We start from the raw sequence: 20003 nt of genomic DNA, 5'->3' as shown, positions 1-20003 counted from the left end.
TTTTAGGCAATTGCCAGCGGGTTGGGTTACCAGTTGCCGCCAATATCCTTGATAGCCTTGAGCAGGGCTTTCTTGCTTTCGGTGCGCCGGGTGCCGCTGTTGCGGGGGATGTCGGCGTCAGTGATGCCGAGTTCGGCGCGACGGCGCGCGATCTGGCGACCGAGTTCTTCGAGCGAAACGGCTGGTTGGCTAGACTTGTAGGTCCGAAACGCCAAATTCACTTCCTGTTTCTTCGCGGATACGCTTTTCCATTTAATGGAGGTTGAGGTCTTTAGAAAGAGCGAACAGGGCGCGAGCCTGCCCCAGCAATAGCATTTTTGGCACTATCTCAAAGTTCAAGCGGATCAATACTGGCTATCAAGCCCAAGCCTGACTGTCCCGTTCGGCCTTCTCGTCGCTTTAAAAGGGCTTAAGAAGTGTTGTGTGAAATATCAGGTAGGGGACCACGGCAAAAACCCAGCCTTGCTTCTTAAACCCTCTTAAATCGGTCTTAGATTGCTTTTCAGGATAATCCTGATAAGCAGGAAAATGACTATAGACAGAGGTTTCGGCAAGTGACAGATTCTCTTTTTGCGGTTCCAGCGAAGGAAGTCGCCAGCCGTTTTGGCTTCTACACGGACGAGGCCATGCAGCGTCCGGTTGGCATCCAGAGGCATGGCACGACGCGCATCGTGATGATCTCGCTCAAGGAGTATGAGCGACTCAAGCGGCGGGATCGCGAAGTGATGTTGACGAGAGACCTTGATGACGAAACGCTCGACGCCATCCTCACCGCAGAGCCGGGGGAGCGCTCCAGGGAAGCCGGGCGGCGGCTGGCCGATCCCGACGCCGGGTGATGTCCTGTGCTATGCCTATCTCTGGGCGCGTGAGGCGGCGCAGGGGCAGGAAGAGGGGTTGAAGGACAGGCCGGTCGTGGTCGTGCTGGCAGCGACGGATACCGGGTCCGGCACAAGGTTGACGGTTGCACCGATCACGCATAGCGCGCCGGACGGGGCGGGCGATGCGGTGGAGGTGCCGCTGACGGTGAAGCGCGATTTGGGGCTGGACCGCGAACGCAGTTGGATCGCGGTGAGCGAGGTCAACAGCTTCCTGTGGCCGGGACCGGACGTGCGACCGCTGGCGGATGGCAGTCCCTTTTATGGCGCGATACCGGACTGGCTGTTCCTGCGGATGCGGGAGGGGATTGGCGTTCATGCCGGGCGGGGTCGGGTTAGGGTTACGAAGAGGACGGAGTGAGGTTGTTGAGAGTTGTAAACTGTCCGTGCAATTCCAAGGGGCATTGGGCAGGCTATTAGTGGGTATAAGTTTCTGTTGCTGTCAGGGTGGTTTCCCGCGACGGTTGCAATATCGGATCGTTGTGGGGCAACAAAACATGGGGGATGCAAAAGGATTTTATGCGGCACTTGAACTCGATAGTTCGGCCTCCGCGACCGAAATTAAAACTGCTTACCGTCGATTGGCAAAAGAGCATCACCCTGACACTGGAAGGGTCCGAGACGGAGGTGCCCGTTTCCAACAGATTAGCGCTGCATACGAGATTTTGGGCGATGCAGAGAAGCGTGCCAACTACGACAATTTATCTGAGCAAACTGATCAGGCAGACTATTCCGAAAAGCGTAGTCGCTTAAATCCAATACGATGCGGGGTCTGTAGACAGGTCACCGCTCAACCGCGCTATATCATTTTTTGGCGGGTCATTAGCGTAGTGTTGGCAACAACGCGCACGCCGGTCCAAGGTATTTTTTGCTCTGCTTGTGCGGCAAAGGAATCACTGAAGTCCACAGCAATCACAGGGCTCATAGGTTGGTGGGGATTCCCTTGGGGACCGATTTGGACGGTGTTGGAGGGGCTGAAAAACCTCGTTGGGGGCGTCCAAAATAACGAGCATGAAGAGGCCTTACTTTGGCACAACGCTTTGGCTTTTGCAGACGCTGGTAAAGTACCCTTGTCATACGCACTTGCCGAACGGCTCCTGTCTGCAAAAAGTAGCGAAATCAGGGCCGGAGCAGCCCACTTGACGACTTTTTATCGTTCTCAGGGATTTAAACCGACTGGGACACTAAAAAACAACTGGACCATCAATCCGGCTCAATTTTTGGTTAAACTGCTTTTTCTATCTGTTGTGCCGGTCGCTTTGACTGCTGCCATTATGTACTCGGATCGCTCATCTTCTGAGGCATCCTATGGCGTAGCGACCCCGCCGTCGGTAGCCTATCGCGAACCGACATCAAGCTCTTTGGACGCTCCAGCGATTGACTACAATGCCTTTGAGCCAGCCACCCCCACGTGCGACCACGAGGTCGCAAGTGGCAAAATATTGTCTGGTGCCAAGCGGTTGAGCAAAGAAGGGCATATTTTGCAGATCAGCAACGGTTCAAGCGGAAATGCTATCGTGAAGGTGCGGAAGGCCGATACTGGCAGTTTACTCGCCTCCTTCTTCATAGAGCAAAATGGTGAATCTCAGCTTTCGGGGATACCAGATGGACTTTACAGAATCCAATATGCCATTGGAACACAACTAGCAGAAAACTGTAAATCATTTACCGAAACATCTACCGTAAATGAGTTCCCAAACCTCGAAGCATTAATAACAACAAGTGAAGAGACGTTTGAAGGCACGCTGGTCAAACGCAAGAGGCTCTCGTACACGTTATATGCCGTACCCGGCGGAGACGTGGCTCCGACTTCCATAAGTCCTGCAGAATTTGAGGACGGAAATTGACATCACTCCGCCGCCACACTCTCCAGCCCCAGCAACGGTGCCAGATAATGCCCGGTAAATGAGCGTGGCTCCTTCGCGACCTTTTCCGGCGTTCCCTCGGCCACTACTTCACCGCCCTTGACGCCGCCCTCCGGTCCCATGTCGATGATCCAGTCGGCGGTCTTGATGACGTCCAGATTATGTTCGATCACGACGACGCTGTTGCCCTGGTCGACCAGCGCGTGGAGGACTTCGAGCAGTTTGCGGACATCCTCAAAATGCAGGCCGGTGGTGGGTTCGTCCAGGATGTAGAGGGTCTGGCCGGTGGCTCTGCGGGCGAGTTCCTTGGCGAGTTTGACGCGCTGGGCTTCGCCGCCCGACAGGGTCGTGGCCTGCTGGCCGACCTTGACATAGCCCAGGCCCACTTCGGCGAGCATGGCCATCTTGTCGCGGATCGGCGGGACGGCCTTGAAGAATTCGACCGCATCCTCGACCGTCATGTCCAGCACGTCGGCGATGGAGTGGCCCTTGAACTTCACCTCCAGCGTTTCGCGATTATAGCGCGCGCCGTGGCACACGTCGCACGTCACATAGACGTCGGGGAGGAAGTGCATCTCGATCTTGATCAGGCCGTCGCCGGTGCAGGCTTCGCAGCGGCCGCCCTTGACGTTGAAGCTGAAGCGGCCGGGCTTGTAGCCGCGGGCCTGGCTTTCGGGCAGCCCTGCGAACCAGTCGCGAATGTTGGTGAAGGCGCCGGTATAGGTGGCCGGGTTGGAGCGGGGGGTGCGGCCGATGGGCGACTGGTCGATGTCGATCACCTTGTCGCAATGTTCCAGGCCCGTCACCTTGTCATGCGCGCCGGCGAGGATGCGCGCGCCGTTCAAGGCACGGGCGGAGGCGGCGTAGAGCGTGTCGATGGTGAAGCTGGACTTGCCGGAGCCGGAGACGCCGGTGATGCAGGTGAAGGTGCCGAGCGGGATGCTGGCCGTGACGCCGGTGAGGTTGTTGGCGCGGGCATTATGGACGGTGATCTTCTTGCCATTGCCCTTGCGGCGTTTGGCCGGCACGTCGATGCGGCGGGTGCCGTTCAGATAATCGGCGGTGAGGCTGTTTTTGGCTTTCAGGATTTCGGGCAGGGTGCCCTGGGCCACGATCTGCCCGCCATGGATGCCTGCGCCCGGTCCCATGTCGACAATATAGTCGGCGTGGCGGATCGCGTCCTCGTCATGCTCGACGACGATGACGCTGTTGCCGAGGTCGCGCAGGCGTTTGAGGGTCACGAGCAGCCGGTCATTGTCGCGCTGGTGCAGGCCGATCGAGGGTTCGTCGAGGACGTAGAGGACGCCGGACAGGCCGCTGCCGATCTGGGAGGCGAGGCGGATACGCTGGGATTCGCCGCCGGACAGGGTGCCGCTGGTCCGGTCGAGGTTGAGATAGTCGAGGCCGACATTGTTGAGGAAGCCGAGGCGTTCGACAATTTCCTTGAGGATGGCCTTGGCGATCTGGTTCTGCTGGTCGTTGAGCTTGTCCGGCATCGCGGTGAAGAAATTGAGCGCGTCCACGACCGAGCGGCGGGTGGAGAGGGAAATGTCCTCGCCCGCAATCTTGACCGCGAGCGCTTCGGGTTTCAGGCGCGCGCCGTGGCAGGTTTCGCAGGGCTGGGCGCGTTGGTACTTCGAGAGTTCCTCGCGCATCCAGGCGGATTCGGTTTGCAGGAGACGGCGGTTCAAATTGCCGATGACGCCCTCAAACGCCTTCTTCACCTCATAGCTTTTGCGGCCGTCCATGAATTTGAGCGTCACCGGCTTGCCGCCGGTGCCGTGGAGGATGATGAGCTTCACCTCGCCGGGCAGGTCGGCCCAGGGGGTGTCGAGGCTGAACCCGAATTCGCGGGCGAGGGAGCCGAGCACCTGCATATAATAAGGCGAGGGCGGGTTGGATTTGGCCCAGGGGACGACCGCGCCCTTTTTGAGGGAGAGGGCTTCGTTGGGGACGACCAGTTCGGGGTCGAACTCCTGCCGTTCGCCGAGGCCATCGCAGGCGGGGCAGGCGCCCATCGGGGCGTTGAAGGAGAAGAGGCGCGGCTCGATCTCCGCGATGGTGAAGCCGCTGACGGGGCAGGCGAATTTTTCGCTGAACACGATGCGGTTGGCGGGGATGCCGGACCCCTTCATCTTCTTGTCGGCGGCGGGGGCTTCATCCTCGCGGCCCGGCACGACGCCATCGGCCAGATCGACGAACGCCAGCCCATCCGCGAGTTTCAGCGCCTGCTCGAAACTGTCGGCCAGGCGGGTGCCCATGTCGGGTTCCACGGCCAGACGGTCGACCACGACTTCGATGTCATGCTTATATTTCTTGTCGAGCGCGGGGGCGTCCTCGATCAGCATCATTTCGCCGTCGATGCGGACGCGGGTGTAGCCCGCCTTCTGCCATTCGGCCAGTTCCTTGCGATACTCGCCCTTGCGCCCGCGCACGACGGGGGCGAGGAGGTAGAAGCGCGTGCCTTCGGGCAGGAGCATCACGCGGTCGACCATCTGGCTGACGGTCTGGGCGCTGATCGGCAGGCCGGTCGTGGGGCTGTAGGGGATGCCGACGCGCGCCCATAGCAGGCGCATATAGTCGTAGATTTCGGTGACGGTCGCGACGGTCGAGCGCGGGTTTTTCGACGTGGTTTTCTGTTCGATACTGATCGCGGGGCTTAAGCCCTCGATATGCTCGACATCGGGCTTCTGCATCATCTCCAGAAACTGGCGCGCATAGGCGGAGAGCGATTCCACATAGCGCCGCTGCCCTTCGGCATAGATGGTGTCGAAGGCGAGCGAGCTTTTGCCCGATCCCGACAGGCCGGTGATGACGATCAGGCTGTCGCGCGGCAGATCGACATCGACGCCCTTGAGATTATGCTCGCGCGCGCCGCGGACGGATATGTGGGTCAGACTCATGGGGCGTGTTGTTCCAGATTTGTTCTGATCGGGCAAGACCATCTGCCGGTCGCCCCGACAGATGGGGCGAGGGCAGGGATTTGAGAAGGGAAAATCCGCAGGGTGGGGCGGAAAGAGGTTTGTCCTGCACCAAAGACATGGGCGCGCGGTCAGATGCTATGTCGGATTTTCTTAGCCATGACGTAGCGTTATCGGCCCAAGTCGAGGGTGCGCTGGCTATCGCTGGCTGACCGCCGTTGGACGCATGATGTCGTTGGTGGACGCAGGTTGACGGTTTGTCGCCCGATCATGCTGCCGGGCGTGTTGCGGGGGCAGATTGTCGAACGGCGGGTTCGCGGGGCCGTGTTGGGGCTATGATGGGCGTCATGCAGGATACGGTTGCGCAAATGTCGCACCGTCATTCCCGCGACAGTTTATCGCGATCCCGGTGCCCGACAGCATCCTGGATACGCCCCCGGCCATCCCTTGCGCCGGGGGCGTTTTTGCGTCTGGGCTGTGGGGCGCATTATTGACGATAGGGTGACACCCCTTGTATCTGGACGGACGCAGCTTGTTTCTGCTGGAAGCAACTGAGCACAGGGGTGGGTGGCCACCCACCCCGGCGCTACGGTGATGTCGCCCGTTACCCCTCAGGTGTCCGCCGAGACGGAGCTTGGGATCATCGCCGTTGTCACGCATGACCGAACAGTCGGTTGATTTGCAATCGTACAGACAAGGCAGGTTACCGTGATGCACAACATTTGTGGAGTCGATGTTTCCAAGGCCTGGCTCGATAGCTGGGTTGCCCAACACTATTGCCGTTTTGCCAGTACAGACGAAGGCGTCGGACAGTTGCTGGCATTTTGCCGCGCGCACAGCGTCGGACTGGTTGTGATGGAGGCGTCGGGTGGGATCGAACAAACGGCCTTTCTGTTCCTGTGGAGCCAGGGCCAGCCCTGCGCCATCGCCAACCCCAGGGCAGTGCGCAGCTTTGCCGATGCCATGGGTCATTTTGAAAAGACCGACCGGATCGATGCGCAGATGATCGCGCGTTATGCCGATGCCAAAAAGCTCGTCGCAACGCCTCCGCCCTCGCAGGATCAGCAGCGGCTGACCGCGCTGGCCGCAAGATTGCGGCAGGTTTCCGCCGATCTCTCGATCCAGAAGCAGCGGCTCCACAGCACCAGCGACCCTGACGCTCTGGCAAGCCTCAAGGAAGCGGTCGCCTTCTTCACGCGTCAGGCCAAGGCGCTCGCCGCCCGCATCGCCACACTGGTTGCCAGCGATCCTATATGGGCCGAACTCGATAAAACGATCCGTTCGGTCAAAGGCCTTGCCGATCGCACCGTCGCTATCCTGCTTGCCGATCTGCCCGAACTGGGCACCATCTCCAACAAAGCGATCGCCAAGCTCGCAGGCCTCGCGCCGCTGGCCAATGATAGCGGAAAACGCCATGGCCCACGGTCCGTCCGTGGGGGCAGGGCATCGGTGCGATCCATCCTCTTCCTCGTCGCCGACGTCGCTCGAAAATACGACACCAGCCTCGCCGATTTCAGACAGAGGCTTCTCGATCAGGGCAAACCAAAAATGGTCGTCCGTATCGCACTCGCCCACAAACTCCTCGTCCGCCTCAACGCCAAAGCCCGCGAAACACGAACAAATATCGCTCAGACCATTTGACAAGCCAGATAGTCGCTCCGTCAGGCCTGCCGCCCGACACCTCCCCTGCAAGGGGAGGATGACGGAGAGAGCGCTCCCCAAACTCAAACCGGTCGCGTGCGCCACATCGCGATCGGCATCATCGTCAACACCGGCTTGTCGTCCTGATTAAGGATTGTCACCTTGCTGCGCACAATCCCCATTTCCGGGCGGCTTTGCGACGCTTTCTTGTCGATCACCTCGCTGGTGCCGCGCAGCGTGTCGCCGGGCCGCACCGGGCGCAGCCAGCGCAACTCGTCCACGCCCATCGCGCCCAGACTGGCCGCCTGCCGCCCCGGATCGCGCTGAATTTCGGCCACAAACATCTTCATGAACAAAGCGGTGGTATGCCATCCGCTGGCCGACAGCGTGCCGAAATGGGTGGTCGCCGCCGCCTCGTCCGACAAATGAAAGGGCTGCGCGTCGAACTCGGCGGCAAAGGCGATCGTCTCCTCCCGGCTCACCGTCAGCGGGCCGAAGGTGAAGCTGTCGCCCACTTCAATATCCTCGAAATAGACCGTTGCGTCCGTCATGGCATTTCCTTTCGCAACGGATCTAATGTCAGCTTACGTTTACGTCAATGTCAGCTGATCTGGAGCGAGGGCTGGCCACGCGGCACGGTCATGCTCGCCCGCGTGCTGATCGCGCCGCCCGGCGTCGATACCTGATCCACCACCCGCGCCCTGGTCGTCCAGGCGTCGGGCGTCACTTCGCACACCAGATAGCCGCGCTGGTCGTTGATGAATTTCAGCTCCGGGTTGTTCTTGAGCATCACATCACTTCCGGTCCGCCGGTCCGACCCGTTGCCACCGGACGAGATCGAGGTGGACACAAATTCCACCGCCACCGTCTTGTCACCATTGTCCAGCAAGCCGGCGAAATTCTGATGCTCGTCGCCGGTCAGCACCACGACATTGTCCAGCCCGCGCATCTTGCCCAGCAAGCGGTTGCGCGGCGCGCTATAGCCCGCCCAGCTGTCGATATTATAGATTTTAGCCTTCTCGTCCGCATAACGCCGCCGGTCGAGCGACATCATCATCACCTGCTGCGCCAGGCAATTCCACTTCGTTTGGCCCCGCGTCATGTTGCGGACCAGCCAGCTTTCCTCCTCGGCGGAAATCACCTGCGCCTTGCTGTCGTCAATGCCGGGGCACCAGGGCTTGAACCCGTCATCGCACGGCTGGGCGCTGCGGAAGGATCGTGTGTCGAGAAAATCGATCGACAGCAGGTCGCCAAAGCGCGCCTCGCGATACATGTTGGTGATGATGCCATCGTGCGGCAGCATCGCGGCCCGCACCGGCATATATTCATACCAGACCTGCAATCCCGCCTGACGGCGCAAGCGGAATATCTCCGGCGGCACATCCTTCCAGTTGTGGTCGCCGGTCCAGTTATTCTCGACCTCATGGTCATCGAAGGTCGAAAACCATGTGTGTTTCGCCCGCGCCGCCTGCAAATCATAGTCGCTCAGATATTGGGCATAGCGCAGCCGATAGTCGGCCACGTCGAAACAGTCCTGGCCGATATGATGGCGGATCTGATCCTCCGGCAGACCATCCTTGTCATAATCCGGCCCGCGCTGCTTATATTCGTAGATGAAGTCGCCATAATGATAGACGAAATTCAGGTCATCCTCGCGCGCCAGATGGCGGAAGGCGGTGAACAGCCCATCCTCGTAATTCTGGCAGCCCGCGACCCCGAATTTGAGCGCAGCGGGGCTGGCCGACGCCAGCGGCAAGGTCCGCGCGCGCCCGCGCGACGACTGGTCGCTGCCCAGCGAAAAGCGATACCAATAGGGCCGATCAGGCTGCAATCCTGCCACCTCGACATGGACGCTATGGCCCAGTTCCGGCCGCGCTATTGCCTCGCCCGATGCCATGATGGTCTTGAACCTGTCGTCGCTCGCCACTTCCCACTTTACCGGCAGCGGCACCATCGGCATCCCGCCATGCGGCTCGAACGGCTTGGGGGCGAGCTTGGTCCAGATAACAAAGCCGTCCGCCGCCGGATCACCCGACGTCACCCCCAAAGCGAAGGGATAGCCCGCAAACCAGCTTTGCGCCTTCAACAAAGCCGGCGCGCCGATCAGCGGCGCTGTGGTGGCGACGGTCAGCAACTGGCGACGGGAAAACATGGCGGCGACCTTCTGTGAAGCTGTTTTAATACTGTCTCTTAGCCTGCTGATCTAGCCGCGCAATATGACAGGGATATGCAGCCCCTCAGACGATCCAGTCGCAGAGCACCCGCCACGCCTGCACCTTTTGCCCGCGTGACACTGTCGCATGAGCGCCGCTGGAGGAGGGCAGGTCGATCAGCGCCAGATCATCCCGGTCGCCCAATTGCCGCCGCCCGTGCAACGCCGCCATCTTGCCGTTGAACGCCACCGCCTGCAAAGCGGGCAGGGCCGCGATGAAGCCACCCAGATCGCGAACATCCGCATCGCTGATCGCGCTGTCCAGACTGCCGGGCCGGGTAGCACTGGCCATCACATCCCACAGCCCCACACCGCGCGCCTGCAACCGCGCGAGCCGCAGCGGATAGGGCTGCCCCGCCAATGCCTCGCCCAGCACATCGCCGATCAGCGCCCAGAACGCATTGCCCCGATGGGCATAATATTCCTGCCGTGCGATCGATACATCGCCCGGCAGGCTGCCCAGGATCAACAGGCGGGTGCTGGCATCGACGCTAGGCGGAAAGGCGAATTTGGGCGGCATCGCGTTCTCTCAATCCGTCACCCCAGCGCAGGCTGGGGTCTCAGGCTCAGCGCGCTGCCGCACGAGGCCTCAGCCTGCGCTGGGGCGACGATGCGCTATTACACGTTAAACCGGAACAGCATGATGTCGCCATCCTGCGTGACATAGTCCTTGCCTTCCGACCGCCACTTGCCCGCTTCCTTGGCCCCGGCCTCGCCATTATACTGGACATAATCGGCATAGGCCATGGTTTCGGCGCGGATAAAGCCCTTTTCGAAATCGGTATGGATCGCGCCCGCAGCCTGCGGGGCCTTCGATCCCTTATGCACGGTCCAGGCCCGCGCTTCCTTCGGCCCGACGGTGAAGAAGGTGATGAGGCCCAGCAATTCATAGCCCGCCCGGATGATCCGCGCGAGGCCCGCTTCGGTCAGCCCCAAAGCCTCCAGATATTCGCCGCGTTCCTCGACCGGCATGGTCACCAGTTCCGCCTCGATCGCCGCCGACACGATCACCGCGCTGGCATTTTCCGCCGCAGCCTTCTCGAACACCCGCCTGGAAAAGGCATTGCCTTCGGACGCCGCAGCTTCCTCGACATTACAGACGTAGAGAACCGGCTTGGCCGTCAGCAGCTGCGCCTGCGCGAACAGCCTTTCCTCTTCCTCGTCACGCGGTTTGGTCAGGCGCGCAGGCTTGCCATCGCGCAGCAATTCCAGCGCCTGTCCCAGCACAGCGGCAGCAGCCTTGGCTTCCTTGTCACCCTGCGCACCTTTTTTCAGCAGGTTCGGCACCCGCTTTTCCAGGCTCTCCAGATCGGCCAGCATCAGCTCGGTCTCGACCGTCTCTGCGTCGGCGATCGGATCGACCTTGCCCTCGACATGGGTGATGTCGTCATCCTCGAAACAGCGCAGCACATGGACGATGGCATCGGTCTCGCGGATATTGGCCAGGAACTGGTTGCCCAGCCCTTCGCCCTTGGACGCGCCCCGCACAAGGCCCGCAATGTCCACGAACGCCAGCTGCGTCTCGATGATCTTCTGCGACCCGCCAATCTTCGCGATCGTTTCCAGCCGGGCGTCCGGCACGGCCACGCGCCCCTCATTCGGCTCGATCGTGCAGAAGGGATAGTTCGCCGCCTGCGCCGCCTGCGTCTCGGTCAGCGCATTGAACAGGGTGGACTTGCCCACATTGGGAAGCCCGACGATACCGCAACGAAAACCCATTTGACTGCCTTCACTTCATATTCGATGGCGCGCCCGATAGCGGTTTCAGTCCCTATTGGCCAGCATCTCCATCAGGTAATGACGCTGGGCGCATCCATGCCGGTATAGCCGCTTATGTCCGCCAGTTCCTGCGCGGCGGCGACCAGCGGTGCCAGCGCATCGCCTGTCGCAAGCTTAAGATCGCCGTCAGGGGCCATGTAGCGCTCGATATAGACGCGCAGCGTGGCCCCTTGCGTGCCGGTGCCGGACAGGCGGAACACGACGCGCGATCCGTCCTCGAACAGGATGCGCACGCCCTGATGGCTGCTGACCGATCCGTCGGTCGGGTCGGTATAGGCAAAATCGTCGGCGGCGCAGATCGTCCCGCCGCTGTTGCCAGTTCCGGGCAAACTGTCGAGCTTGCCGCGCAACGCCGCCATCAGCGCATCGGCCCGGTCGGTGGCGATCGCTTCATAATCATGCCGGGCATAATAGTTGCGGCCATAGGTCGCCCAATGATCGGCCATGATCGCCGCGACGCTCTGCTGGCGCACCGCGACGATGTTCAGCCATAGCAGCACCGCCCATATGCCATCCTTCTCACGCACATGGTCGGACCCGGTGCCAGCGCTTTCCTCGCCGCAGATCGTCGCCATGCCTGCGTCGAGCAGATTGCCGAAGAATTTCCAGCCGGTCGGCGTCTCATAAAGCGGAACGCCCAGCCTCTCCGCCACCCGGTCGGCCGCACCGCTGGTCGGCATCGACCGCGCAATACCTTTCAGGCCCGCCTTATAGCCCGGCGCGAGATGCGCGTTCGCGGCCAGCACCGCCAGCGAATCCGACGGCGTGACATAGCAATGCCGCCCGATGATCAGGTTGCGGTCGCCATCGCCATCCGACGCCGCACCGAAATCGGGTGCATCGGTGGCCATCATCTTGTCGTAAAGCTCCTTGGCGTGGACCAGATTGGGATCGGGATGGTGATGGCCGAAATCGGGCAGGGGGGTGCCGTTCATCACCGTGCCGGACGGCGCGCCCAGCCGTCGCTCGAATATCTCGACCGCATAGGGACCGGTCACCGCGCTCATCGAATCGAAGGCGAGGGTAAAGCCACCTGCGATCATCGCCCCGATCGCGCCGAAATCGAACAGCTGCTCCATCAAATCGGCATAGAGGGTGACCGGATCGACCACCTCGACCAGCATATCGCCCATCCGGCTGGTGCCGATACTGTCCAGGTCGATGTCGACGGCCTGCAATATGCGATACTGGTCGATGGTCAGCGTCCGCGCGTGGATCGCGTCGGTCACCTTCTCCGGTGCGGGGCCGCCATTGCCGACATTATATTTGATCCCGAAATCCTCGTCCGGCCCGCCCGGATTATGGCTGGCCGACAGCACCAGCCCGCCAAATGCCCCCGACGACCGGATCAGGTGCGATGCGGCAGGCGTGGACAAAATCCCGCCCTGGCCCACCAGCACCCGGCCAAAGCCATTGGCCGCTGCCATTTTCAGGACGATCTGGATAGCCTCGCGATTGAGATAACGCCCGTCGCCACCCACCACCAGCGTCTGCCCGGCAAAGCCATCAAGGCTGTCGAACACGGACTGGACGAAATTTTCGGCATAATGGGGCTGGGCAAAGACCTTCACCTTCTTGCGCAGGCCCGACGTGCCCGGCTTCTGGTCGGTAAACGGCGTGGTCGAAACTGTCTGAATCACCCGGTAATCCCCTGCATAACGCAATGCCCCGCGCCCTTATGGCCTTGGAAGGTCCTTGGGTGCAATGCGAAGGATTCTTGAATCCTCCCCTGTGGGGGAGGTGGCAGCGCGTAGCGATGACGAAGGGGTATCTCAGTCTCGATAGGGTGGCACCCCTTGTATCTGGACGGACGCAGCTTGTTTCTGCTGGAAGCAACTGAGCACCGGGGTGGGTGGCCACCCACCCCGGCGCTACGGTGATGTCGCCCGTTACCCCTCAGGTGTCCGCCGAGACGGAGCTTGGGATCATCGCCGTTGTCACGCACGACCGAACAGTCGGTTGATTTGCAATCGTACAGACAAGGCAGGTTACCGTGATGCACAACATTTGTGGAGTCGATGTTTCCAAGGCCTGGCTCGATAGCTGGGTTGCCCAACATTATTGCCGTTTTGCCAANGGCAAACCAAAAATGGTCGTCCGTATCGCACTCGCCCACAAACTCCTCGTCCGCCTCAACGCCAAAGCCCGCGAAACACGAACAAATATCGCTCAGACCATTTGACAAGCCAGATAGTCGCTCCATCAGGCCTGCCGCCCGACACCTCCCCTGCAAGGGGAGATTTGTTGTCATTGCGATTCCCGCTTTCCGTTACGGCACATGTCGTTTGGCGGAGCATCCATGTCGTTCGTCGCGCTGTTTGTCTGCGCCGCGCGGCGCTTTGTCGATGGGGGTGTCGTTGGCCGATGCGGGGCGCTGCCGGTCGAACCGGGCGGGCGCACTGACCGCCATGCGCCTAAACAGGATGGGCGAACGGGCGATGGCGCCGCCCCAAAGACCCCCAGGCCCACCCCGTTCGCACCCGGACCGCCGCCAGCCCCTAACCGGCAGCGGCCGGGCCGCAACAGTTTAGAGGAGATAAGCCGATGTTCCGTTCGACCCTTTTTGCCGCGCTGGGTTCGCTTGCGCTGATCGCCACCGCCGGTTCGGCCAGCGCCGGGGAGTTTGTTTCCAATGGCCGTACAAGCGAAGTGCGCCATGGCGACCTGAACCTGTCCAAGGCGTCTGACCAGCAGCAACTGCGCCAGCGGATCTCCCGCGCCGCCAGCAAGGTGTGCAGTTCGATGGATCGCTCCACCGCGCAGATGTGCAAGGCGCGGGCGATCGCGCAGGTCGAAGCGCCGATCAACGCCGCCATTGCCCGCGCCGAAACCAGCGAACGCTATGCCGATGCAGGCGCGAAGGGCGTGCAGAACTGATCGCGGATATGCCCGCCAAGACGTGAAGAAGCCCGGTGGATGCCGGGCTTTTTTTGCGTGGGGCTTGTGCCATGCCCCCTCCGTCAGCGCTTCGCGCTGCCACCTCCCCAAGACAAGCTTGGGGAGGATTTTTTTAGCGTCCGGTCATGGCTCTGGCGTTGGCCAGGAAGGTGCGGCCGATGCGGATTTCATTGCCGTCGGTGAGGGCGGCGAACCAGACGCCGCTGCCGTCGTGGCGCAGGCGGGCGATATGGTCGCGGCGGACGATGTGGGAGCGGTGGAGGCGGACGAATTGCTGCGGGTCGAGCCGCTCCTCCAGGCTGCTGATGGTCTGGTGCAGCAGATAGCTGTGGCTGCCGACATGGAGGCGCATATAGTCGCGCTCCGCCTCTATCCGGTCGATCTGGTCGGTGGCGATGCGGATCAGTTCGGAGCGATGGGGGACCCAGAATTCCTCGGCCCAAGCGGGTTGTGGCTCGGTAGGGGCGGGGGGGGGGACGGGCGCGCGGTTGCGCAGCGCCGCCTCAACCCGGTCGATCGCGCGGGTCAGGCGATCATGCGCGACGGGCTTGAGCATATAGTCGATGGCGGCAAGGTCGAAGGCTTCGACCGCGAAACCCTCAAAGGCGGTGACGAAGATGACCGCCGGGCGGATGCCCATGCGCCCAACGGCGCGGGCGACGCCGATGCCGTCGAGCAGGGGCATGGCGATGTCGAGCATGACGAGATCGGGCTTCAACCCCTCGATCAGGCGCAGCGCGGCTTCGCCATCGGTGGCGGTGCCAACGAGCGCGATGCGCGGTTCGCGCGCGCACAGCATCTGGAGCCGCTCGACCGCGAGCGGTTCATCATCAACGATCATGGTACGGATGGACATGGGCGTCAGCAACCCCGGCGGATGATAGGTAGGGTGAGGAGGACTGAAAAGCCCTTCTCCTCACGCGGACCATAGGCGATCTGGCCCTGATCGCCAAAGCGTGCCGTCAGCCGATCCCGCACATTCGCAAGGCCAATGCCGCTGCCGCTGTCCGACAGGCCGGGCGGGTTGTCGCCATCGTCGGTGACGGCGATGTGCATCAGATCGCCATCCTCCCGCGCGGTGATGCGGATTTCCACCGGGCTGGAGGTGCGCGAGACGCCATATTTGATCGCGTTTTCAACGAGCGGCTGGAGGATGAGGCCGGGGACGCAGGCGCTCATCAGGGCGGGGGGGATGTCGATCACCGTATTGAGCCGGTCGGGGAAGCGGACCCCCTCAATATCGAGATAGAGTTTCTGGAGATGGACCTCCTCCTCCAGCGGCACGTCGTCCAGCGGATCGCCGGTCAGGCTGGTGCGGTAGAAGTTGGAGAGCGACATGATCATCTGCTCGGCCTCGTCCCGCCGATCCTTCATGACCAGGGAGGAGAGGGAGTTGAGCGTGTTGAACAGGAAATGCGGGTTCACCTGATAGCGGAGCGAACGCAGTTCGGCCTGCTGGGCGGCGCGCTCCAGCCGGGCGGCGCGGCGTTCGGTGCGGTGCGCTTCGCTGGCGTAGGAGAGGGCGAGGTAGAGACCGGCCCAGGCGGCGAGGAAGAAATAGCGGCTGATCGCATCCTCTACGATCTGGACGAAGGCATAGGCTTCTTCGCTGCCATATTTGCTGTGGTCGGCATCGGCAAAGATGTTCACCGGGTCATAGACGTTGAACATGTAGAAATTGGCCGACGCCATGGCGAGCGCGAAGGGCGCGGCGAGCGAGAAGGCGGCGACGATGCGGACGCTCAAGGGTTTGGCATCGAAGCGGCGGAGCACCAGATAGAGTATCCAGGTGACGACGATGCCGATCACGGTGACTACGGCGCGGCGGACGCCCAGTTCGCCCTGCGATTCAAAGCCCATCACGGCGGCGCGCAGGGTCACGAGTATGGCGTAAAAGAGCCAGAAACCCAGGATGGAATAAAGCGCGATCGCTGGCGATACGCCGCGTTCGCCGTCGTCGGGAAGGCTTGTCATCCTGTCCTTTTACGCGCTGCCAAACGAAATGTCGCCCCAGCCGCGCGTAGCTGGTCGAACTGGCCCGACAGTTGGTCGAACGAGGCCGGGAACCGCCGCCCGTCGCTGCCCGTTGATCATGGAAATGAGGAGAGAGCGATGAACGAGCAAGATGGCGTGCGCCCCAACAGCCGCGAGGAAGCGGGCGACGAGCGCGAATCCGACGCGCAGGACCATGTGTTGAGCGAGGAAGAGAAGCTGGACGAAGGGTTGAAGGACTCGATGGATGCGTCCGATCCGCCCGCCAACAGCCATCCCGATGACAAGGGCGATCCGGTGCCATCATCGGGCTTCAAGCAAGATCAGGATTGATGGTTATTTGCCGGGAATCATGCTAGTTTTGGTTCGCAGGACAGCGAATACGCGCCTGCACTTTTGAGAGGAGCGACCAATCCATGCCGACATCTGCCACCCCTGCGATCGAACGCATTGCCCGTGTTCTGGCCGGCCGCCAGCTGAGCCACAATGGCGGCGGCTCTGATCCCCATGCGGCCAATGCAGTGGATGCGGCGTGGCCCGATCATGTCGATGATGCCTATGCGATATTGCACACACTGCGCGAGCCGGATGCGCAGATGGCGCAGGCGGGGGATGTGGCGGTGTGGCGCAGCATGATCGGCGCGGTACTGGAGCGGCGACCGGGCGCGTGACTCGCTTCAGCGCGGCTGTGACATTTTCATGTTGCGCCGCACAAAAAAATCTGGTCCCTTGTGAATGGCCGTGGAACAGGTGCTTAAGCCTATAGTAACCATAGTAGGCGCATGTTCTGACGATCGACTTCAAGTCGGAGGGCATGACAATGGGTACGAGTGCAAGACCTGCGGACGGGGCCGTTACCCTGGCGGAGTTGCGTGAATTCGCCAGTTTCCCGTCAGCCACACAACGCTATATTCGCCGGTCGCTCGACATCGGCCTGCATCGCCGCGATGCGATGAAACTATGGTCGCGCGATCTGGTGGAGGAAGCCTCCATCCGGGCGCAGGCGCGGATCTATGGCCGGATCGAGGAGATCAAGGCGCGCGTCCCTGATGACAGCGGGCTGGACCAGGTGGAGCCGTTCATGGCGCCGCTGGTGACGATCTCCGCCTTCGACCTGGGGCAGGACCGGCTGGCGAGTTTTTCGGCCTATCGTTTTCTCTATGAGCGGCTGCTGGGCGCGGGCGCGCGGCCATGGTTGCCGGGCGCTTTCTGCGCGGCGGCGAGCCTGCCGCATCTGCATCCTGAAAAGCGGCGCGTGCTGCTCCAGTCGATCAGCGAAGCGGCGGCAACAGCTGCGGGATGGTCCAATCGTGAGCCGACCTTTTACCCTGAGTGGGTCGAGAAGGTGGATCTGAGCAAGGCCAACTGAGGCCGGGACTGAACAAGTCAAGCGATCTGGCTTCAACCGCCCGTGTCGATCTGGGCCGGGCCGAACTGGTCGATCGCCTGGAACAGCCGGGTCAGCGCTTCGCGTTCTTCGGGGCTGATTTCGGGACGCCAGACTTCGAACAGCAGGACGACGCGGGTGTCCGTGCCGCGGTTCCATGCTTCATGTTCCACGCTGTCATCGAAGATCAGCATTTCACCAAGGCGCCATGCACGGGTTTCCGCGCCGACGCGCAGGGCGCAGCCTTCGGGGACGAGCAGAGGCAGGTGGCAGATCAGCCGGGTGTTGAGCAGGCCATGGTGCGGCTGGATATGGGTGCCGGGCTTGAGCAGCGACCACAGCGCCATCGGCGAGCGGCCAGCGATGACCGGTATTGGGGCCAGGGCCAGCGCGGCCATAACGGCGGGGCAGCGAGCGGCATGGTCTGCGACGGGTGCGCCGCCCTGCCAGAAATAATAGGCACCCCAGCTGGGATCGTCGCGCAGCGGATTGTTGGGAGCGGGGCCATTGGACGGGGTTTCGACATAGGGGGCAAAGTCGGGCGCGCCCGCGCGCAGGGCGTTCAGTTCAGTAACAACTTCGCCGGTCATAGCCTCCATGGGGGCGACCCATTCAAACTCGCTGCGTTCGTAAAAGGCGCGCTGGGGCAGGCCGGGGAAATAGAACATGCTCGGTTGCTGGAGGTAGAGCTGGCTTTTGCCCAGCAGCAGGTCGGTCGCGTGGGTGATGCGGGGGAGGGCAGGAAGGTCGTGGATGGCGGCGCTCAGATGATCCTCGAACCGGGCGCTGGCATTGTTCAGGATCGCCTGCGCCTGGAGCAGCATCGGCTGGAGTTGGGCTGGCGCGCCGGTCGCGGCGGCCTGCGCCACGGCAGCGCGGCACCAGCGAGTGGCCTCTCGCTCATCGCCACGCCGCAGGGCGTTCTGCCCCATCGCCAGCAAGGCGGGCAGGTCACGCGGCTGTTCCCGCAGGATATGTTGAAGCGCGGCGGCTTCGCCGTCCCAGTCGCCGGTGCGATTGCACGCCTGCGCCAGCAGCATGGGCGGTGGGGCGACCATGTCGTTCAATGCCGCGCGCGCAACGGCGGCCTCCCCGCGTCGTAACGCGGCGATGGCGGCCTCTTGCAGCGCGCTTTCTCTTGCCTGATCGGTCATGGTCCCGCCTTAAACGGCGACGGGGCGGGGCGAAAGCGGCTTATTCGCAGGGAATGGCGACAAGGCGCGTCGTGCGCCGTTCCAGCATGATCGACAGGAGAAAGATGCCAAGGCCACCCAGCGCCAGCGCCGCGCCGATCCAGCCGGTCGAGGTCAGGCCATAGCCCGCCGCGATCGACAGGCCGCCCAGCCATGGGCCAAGCGCATTGGCGATGTTGAAGGCGCTATGGTGGAGCGCGGCCGCGAGCGTCTGCGCGTCGCCCGACACGTCCATCAGCCGCGCCTGCAACGGCGTGCCGAGGCCGCCACCTGCGCCGATCAGGAAGATGCTGAGACAGAGCGTCCAGATATTGCCCGCCATGAAGGGGAAGAGCGCCAGCGCGGCGGCGCTCCACAGGGTGACGCCGATGACGGTGCGGTTGAGCGAGCGGTCCGCGAGCCAGGCCGAGACGAAATTGCCTATCGTCAGGCCGATGCCGAAGATCGCCAGCACCACCGGCACCCAGGCCGGGGAGACATGGGTGATCTCCATCATGGTCGATGCCACATAGGTATAGACGGCGAACAGGCCACCAAAGCCGATCGCGCCGGTCAGCAGCGTCATCCAGACTTGCGGCTTGGCCAGCGCGCCCAGTTCGCGTGCTGGGCTGGCTTTGGGATCGCCCGCGTCGCGCGGCGCATAGAGCGCCACCAGCGTCATCGTGGCGATGGCGAGGGCGGCTACAACGAAGAAGCCGGAGCGCCAGCCCATCGCCTGTCCCATCCAGTTGGCGACCGGCACGCCGATGACGGTGGCAATGGTCAGGCCCGACATAACCCGCGCGATCGCCTGCGCGCGCTTTTCGATCGGCACCAGACTGGCCGCCACCAGTGCGGCGACGCCAAAATAGGCGCCGTGCGGCACACCGCTGAGGAAACGGAAGGCCAGCATCCAGCCATAGCTGGGCGAGAGTGCGGAGAGGCCGTTGCCGACTGCAAACATCGCCATCAAGCCGATCAGCAGGGTGCGGCGCGGCAGGCGCGCGCCGAAAGCCGCGATGACTGGTGCGCCGGCTACGACGCCGAGCGCATAGGCGCTGATCGCATGGCCCGCAGTCGGCGCATCGATGCCCAGGTCGCGGGCGAAGAAAGGCAGCAGGCTCATCGCCGCAAATTCGGTCGTGCCGATGGCGAAGGCACCGACCGACAGGGCGAAAAGGACAAGGGCGGGGTGCGCCTGATGAGGGCGTGTGCCCATGGCATGGCTCCATGCTGCGATGCAAAAAGGGTGAGCCGGGCA

Annotated in this window: 19 protein-coding genes; 8 read left to right on the top strand and 11 right to left on the bottom strand. The window is 62.3% G+C overall.

Going from position 1 to position 20003, the window contains the following annotated elements:
• Nucleotides 1–26: 26 nt before the first annotated feature.
• Entirely contained in the window at nucleotides 27–221 is a 195-nt protein-coding gene (locus tag D0Z70_RS02785) for a hypothetical protein (RefSeq protein WP_239018787.1), read from the bottom strand.
• 333 nt (nucleotides 222–554) lie between these two features.
• Here D0Z70_RS02785 and D0Z70_RS02780 point away from each other — a divergent pair, with 333 nt between their 5' ends.
• The 3 genes from D0Z70_RS02780 to D0Z70_RS02770 all read left to right on the top strand — a co-directional run bounded on the left by D0Z70_RS02780 (nucleotide 555) and on the right by D0Z70_RS02770 (nucleotide 2722).
• Nucleotides 555–836, top strand: coding sequence for a type II toxin-antitoxin system Phd/YefM family antitoxin (locus D0Z70_RS02780; protein ID WP_119743874.1), 282 nt, complete (start codon nucleotides 555–557; stop codon nucleotides 834–836).
• On the top strand, nucleotides 745–1236 hold the full coding sequence (locus D0Z70_RS02775; RefSeq protein WP_182913816.1) for a type II toxin-antitoxin system PemK/MazF family toxin: 492 nt from the start codon (nucleotides 745–747) through the stop codon (nucleotides 1234–1236). The genes D0Z70_RS02780 and D0Z70_RS02775 overlap by 92 nt, the downstream gene beginning before the upstream one ends.
• A gap of 136 nt (nucleotides 1237–1372) precedes the next feature.
• The gene (locus D0Z70_RS02770) at nucleotides 1373–2722 is read left to right on the top strand and encodes a J domain-containing protein (RefSeq protein ID WP_182913815.1); all 1350 of its coding nucleotides are present in this window, start codon (nucleotides 1373–1375) and stop codon (nucleotides 2720–2722) included.
• Between the two features lie 2 nt (nucleotides 2723–2724).
• On the opposite strand, the gene uvrA is transcribed toward D0Z70_RS02770, so the two are convergent.
• Entirely contained in the window at nucleotides 2725–5643 is a 2919-nt protein-coding gene (gene uvrA, locus D0Z70_RS02765) for an excinuclease ABC subunit UvrA (RefSeq protein WP_119743872.1), read from the bottom strand.
• A gap of 726 nt (nucleotides 5644–6369) precedes the next feature.
• Between uvrA and D0Z70_RS02755 the strand changes: the two genes are divergently transcribed.
• Entirely contained in the window at nucleotides 6370–7302 is a 933-nt protein-coding gene (locus tag D0Z70_RS02755) for an IS110 family RNA-guided transposase (protein ID WP_119743871.1), read from the top strand.
• Between the two features lie 83 nt (nucleotides 7303–7385).
• Here D0Z70_RS02755 and D0Z70_RS02750 read toward each other — a convergent pair whose 3' ends face one another.
• From D0Z70_RS02750 to D0Z70_RS02730, 5 genes are all read right to left on the bottom strand, one after another.
• Nucleotides 7386–7853: a MaoC family dehydratase gene (locus tag D0Z70_RS02750; RefSeq protein ID WP_119743870.1), complete on the bottom strand. Its 468-nt coding sequence runs from the start codon at nucleotides 7851–7853 to the stop codon at nucleotides 7386–7388.
• Nucleotides 7854–7903: 50 nt separating this feature from the next.
• On the bottom strand, nucleotides 7904–9454 hold the full coding sequence (locus tag D0Z70_RS02745) for an alkaline phosphatase D family protein (RefSeq protein WP_119743869.1): 1551 nt from the start codon (nucleotides 9452–9454) through the stop codon (nucleotides 7904–7906).
• Between the two features lie 85 nt (nucleotides 9455–9539).
• Nucleotides 9540–10034, bottom strand: a complete 495-nt coding sequence (locus D0Z70_RS02740; protein ID WP_119743868.1) for a DNA-deoxyinosine glycosylase — start codon at nucleotides 10032–10034, stop codon at nucleotides 9540–9542.
• A 98-nt stretch (nucleotides 10035–10132) separates the two neighbouring features.
• Nucleotides 10133–11233, bottom strand: a complete 1101-nt coding sequence (ychF, locus tag D0Z70_RS02735; RefSeq protein WP_119743867.1) for a redox-regulated ATPase YchF — start codon at nucleotides 11231–11233, stop codon at nucleotides 10133–10135.
• Nucleotides 11234–11304: 71 nt separating this feature from the next.
• Entirely contained in the window at nucleotides 11305–12933 is a 1629-nt protein-coding gene (locus tag D0Z70_RS02730; RefSeq protein WP_119743866.1) for an alpha-D-glucose phosphate-specific phosphoglucomutase, read from the bottom strand.
• A 904-nt stretch (nucleotides 12934–13837) separates the two neighbouring features.
• Between D0Z70_RS02730 and D0Z70_RS02720 the strand changes: the two genes are divergently transcribed.
• Entirely contained in the window at nucleotides 13838–14170 is a 333-nt protein-coding gene (locus D0Z70_RS02720; RefSeq protein WP_119743864.1) for a UrcA family protein, read from the top strand.
• A 133-nt stretch (nucleotides 14171–14303) separates the two neighbouring features.
• Here the strand turns inward: D0Z70_RS02720 and D0Z70_RS02715 are convergent, their stop codons facing one another.
• Nucleotides 14304–15047, bottom strand: coding sequence for a LytR/AlgR family response regulator transcription factor (locus tag D0Z70_RS02715; RefSeq protein WP_119744083.1), 744 nt, complete (start codon nucleotides 15045–15047; stop codon nucleotides 14304–14306).
• Nucleotides 15048–15052: 5 nt separating this feature from the next.
• Complete coding sequence (locus D0Z70_RS02710) at nucleotides 15053–16165, bottom strand: sensor histidine kinase (RefSeq protein ID WP_119743863.1); 1113 nt, start codon at nucleotides 16163–16165, stop codon at nucleotides 15053–15055.
• A 138-nt stretch (nucleotides 16166–16303) separates the two neighbouring features.
• Between D0Z70_RS02710 and D0Z70_RS02705 the strand changes: the two genes are divergently transcribed.
• The 3 genes from D0Z70_RS02705 (at nucleotide 16304) to D0Z70_RS02695 (ending at nucleotide 17552) form a co-directional block, all read left to right on the top strand.
• Complete coding sequence (locus D0Z70_RS02705; RefSeq protein ID WP_182913814.1) at nucleotides 16304–16516, top strand: hypothetical protein; 213 nt, start codon at nucleotides 16304–16306, stop codon at nucleotides 16514–16516.
• Nucleotides 16517–16599: 83 nt separating this feature from the next.
• Nucleotides 16600–16854, top strand: coding sequence for a hypothetical protein (locus D0Z70_RS02700; RefSeq protein ID WP_119743862.1), 255 nt, complete (start codon nucleotides 16600–16602; stop codon nucleotides 16852–16854).
• A 149-nt stretch (nucleotides 16855–17003) separates the two neighbouring features.
• Complete coding sequence (locus D0Z70_RS02695; RefSeq protein ID WP_119743861.1) at nucleotides 17004–17552, top strand: hypothetical protein; 549 nt, start codon at nucleotides 17004–17006, stop codon at nucleotides 17550–17552.
• A 32-nt stretch (nucleotides 17553–17584) separates the two neighbouring features.
• Here D0Z70_RS02695 and D0Z70_RS02690 read toward each other — a convergent pair whose 3' ends face one another.
• Both D0Z70_RS02690 and D0Z70_RS02685 read right to left on the bottom strand, forming a co-directional pair.
• Entirely contained in the window at nucleotides 17585–18724 is a 1140-nt protein-coding gene (locus tag D0Z70_RS02690) for an aspartyl/asparaginyl beta-hydroxylase domain-containing protein (RefSeq protein ID WP_119743860.1), read from the bottom strand.
• A 40-nt stretch (nucleotides 18725–18764) separates the two neighbouring features.
• Nucleotides 18765–19961: an MFS transporter gene (locus D0Z70_RS02685; protein ID WP_119743859.1), complete on the bottom strand. Its 1197-nt coding sequence runs from the start codon at nucleotides 19959–19961 to the stop codon at nucleotides 18765–18767.
• Between the last annotated feature and the right edge of the window lie 42 nt (nucleotides 19962–20003).

Source organism: Sphingobium terrigena (assembly GCF_003591655.1).
Classification (GTDB): Bacteria; Pseudomonadota; Alphaproteobacteria; order Sphingomonadales; family Sphingomonadaceae; genus Sphingobium; species Sphingobium terrigena.
Note: the sequence above shows the minus strand (reverse complement) of the source record. Positions and strands in the feature narration are given on the sequence as shown.

Coding starts and splice junctions, on each gene's coding strand:
- D0Z70_RS02775 (WP_182913816.1), top strand. CDS start 745: ATGACGAAACGCTCGACGCCATCCTCACCGCAGAGCCGGGGGAGCGCT.
- D0Z70_RS02770 (WP_182913815.1), top strand. CDS start 1,373: ATGGGGGATGCAAAAGGATTTTATGCGGCACTTGAACTCGATAGTTCG.
- uvrA (WP_119743872.1), bottom strand. CDS start 5,643: ATGAGTCTGACCCACATATCCGTCCGCGGCGCGCGCGAGCATAATCTC.
- D0Z70_RS02750 (WP_119743870.1), bottom strand. CDS start 7,853: ATGACGGACGCAACGGTCTATTTCGAGGATATTGAAGTGGGCGACAGC.
- D0Z70_RS02745 (WP_119743869.1), bottom strand. CDS start 9,454: ATGTTTTCCCGTCGCCAGTTGCTGACCGTCGCCACCACAGCGCCGCTG.
- D0Z70_RS02740 (WP_119743868.1), bottom strand. CDS start 10,034: ATGCCGCCCAAATTCGCCTTTCCGCCTAGCGTCGATGCCAGCACCCGC.
- ychF (WP_119743867.1), bottom strand. CDS start 11,233: ATGGGTTTTCGTTGCGGTATCGTCGGGCTTCCCAATGTGGGCAAGTCC.
- D0Z70_RS02720 (WP_119743864.1), top strand. CDS start 13,838: ATGTTCCGTTCGACCCTTTTTGCCGCGCTGGGTTCGCTTGCGCTGATC.
- D0Z70_RS02715 (WP_119744083.1), bottom strand. CDS start 15,047: ATGTCCATCCGTACCATGATCGTTGATGATGAACCGCTCGCGGTCGAG.
- D0Z70_RS02710 (WP_119743863.1), bottom strand. CDS start 16,165: ATGACAAGCCTTCCCGACGACGGCGAACGCGGCGTATCGCCAGCGATC.
- D0Z70_RS02705 (WP_182913814.1), top strand. CDS start 16,304: ATGAACGAGCAAGATGGCGTGCGCCCCAACAGCCGCGAGGAAGCGGGC.
- D0Z70_RS02700 (WP_119743862.1), top strand. CDS start 16,600: ATGCCGACATCTGCCACCCCTGCGATCGAACGCATTGCCCGTGTTCTG.
- D0Z70_RS02695 (WP_119743861.1), top strand. CDS start 17,004: ATGGGTACGAGTGCAAGACCTGCGGACGGGGCCGTTACCCTGGCGGAG.
- D0Z70_RS02690 (WP_119743860.1), bottom strand. CDS start 18,724: ATGACCGATCAGGCAAGAGAAAGCGCGCTGCAAGAGGCCGCCATCGCC.
- D0Z70_RS02685 (WP_119743859.1), bottom strand. CDS start 19,961: ATGGGCACACGCCCTCATCAGGCGCACCCCGCCCTTGTCCTTTTCGCC.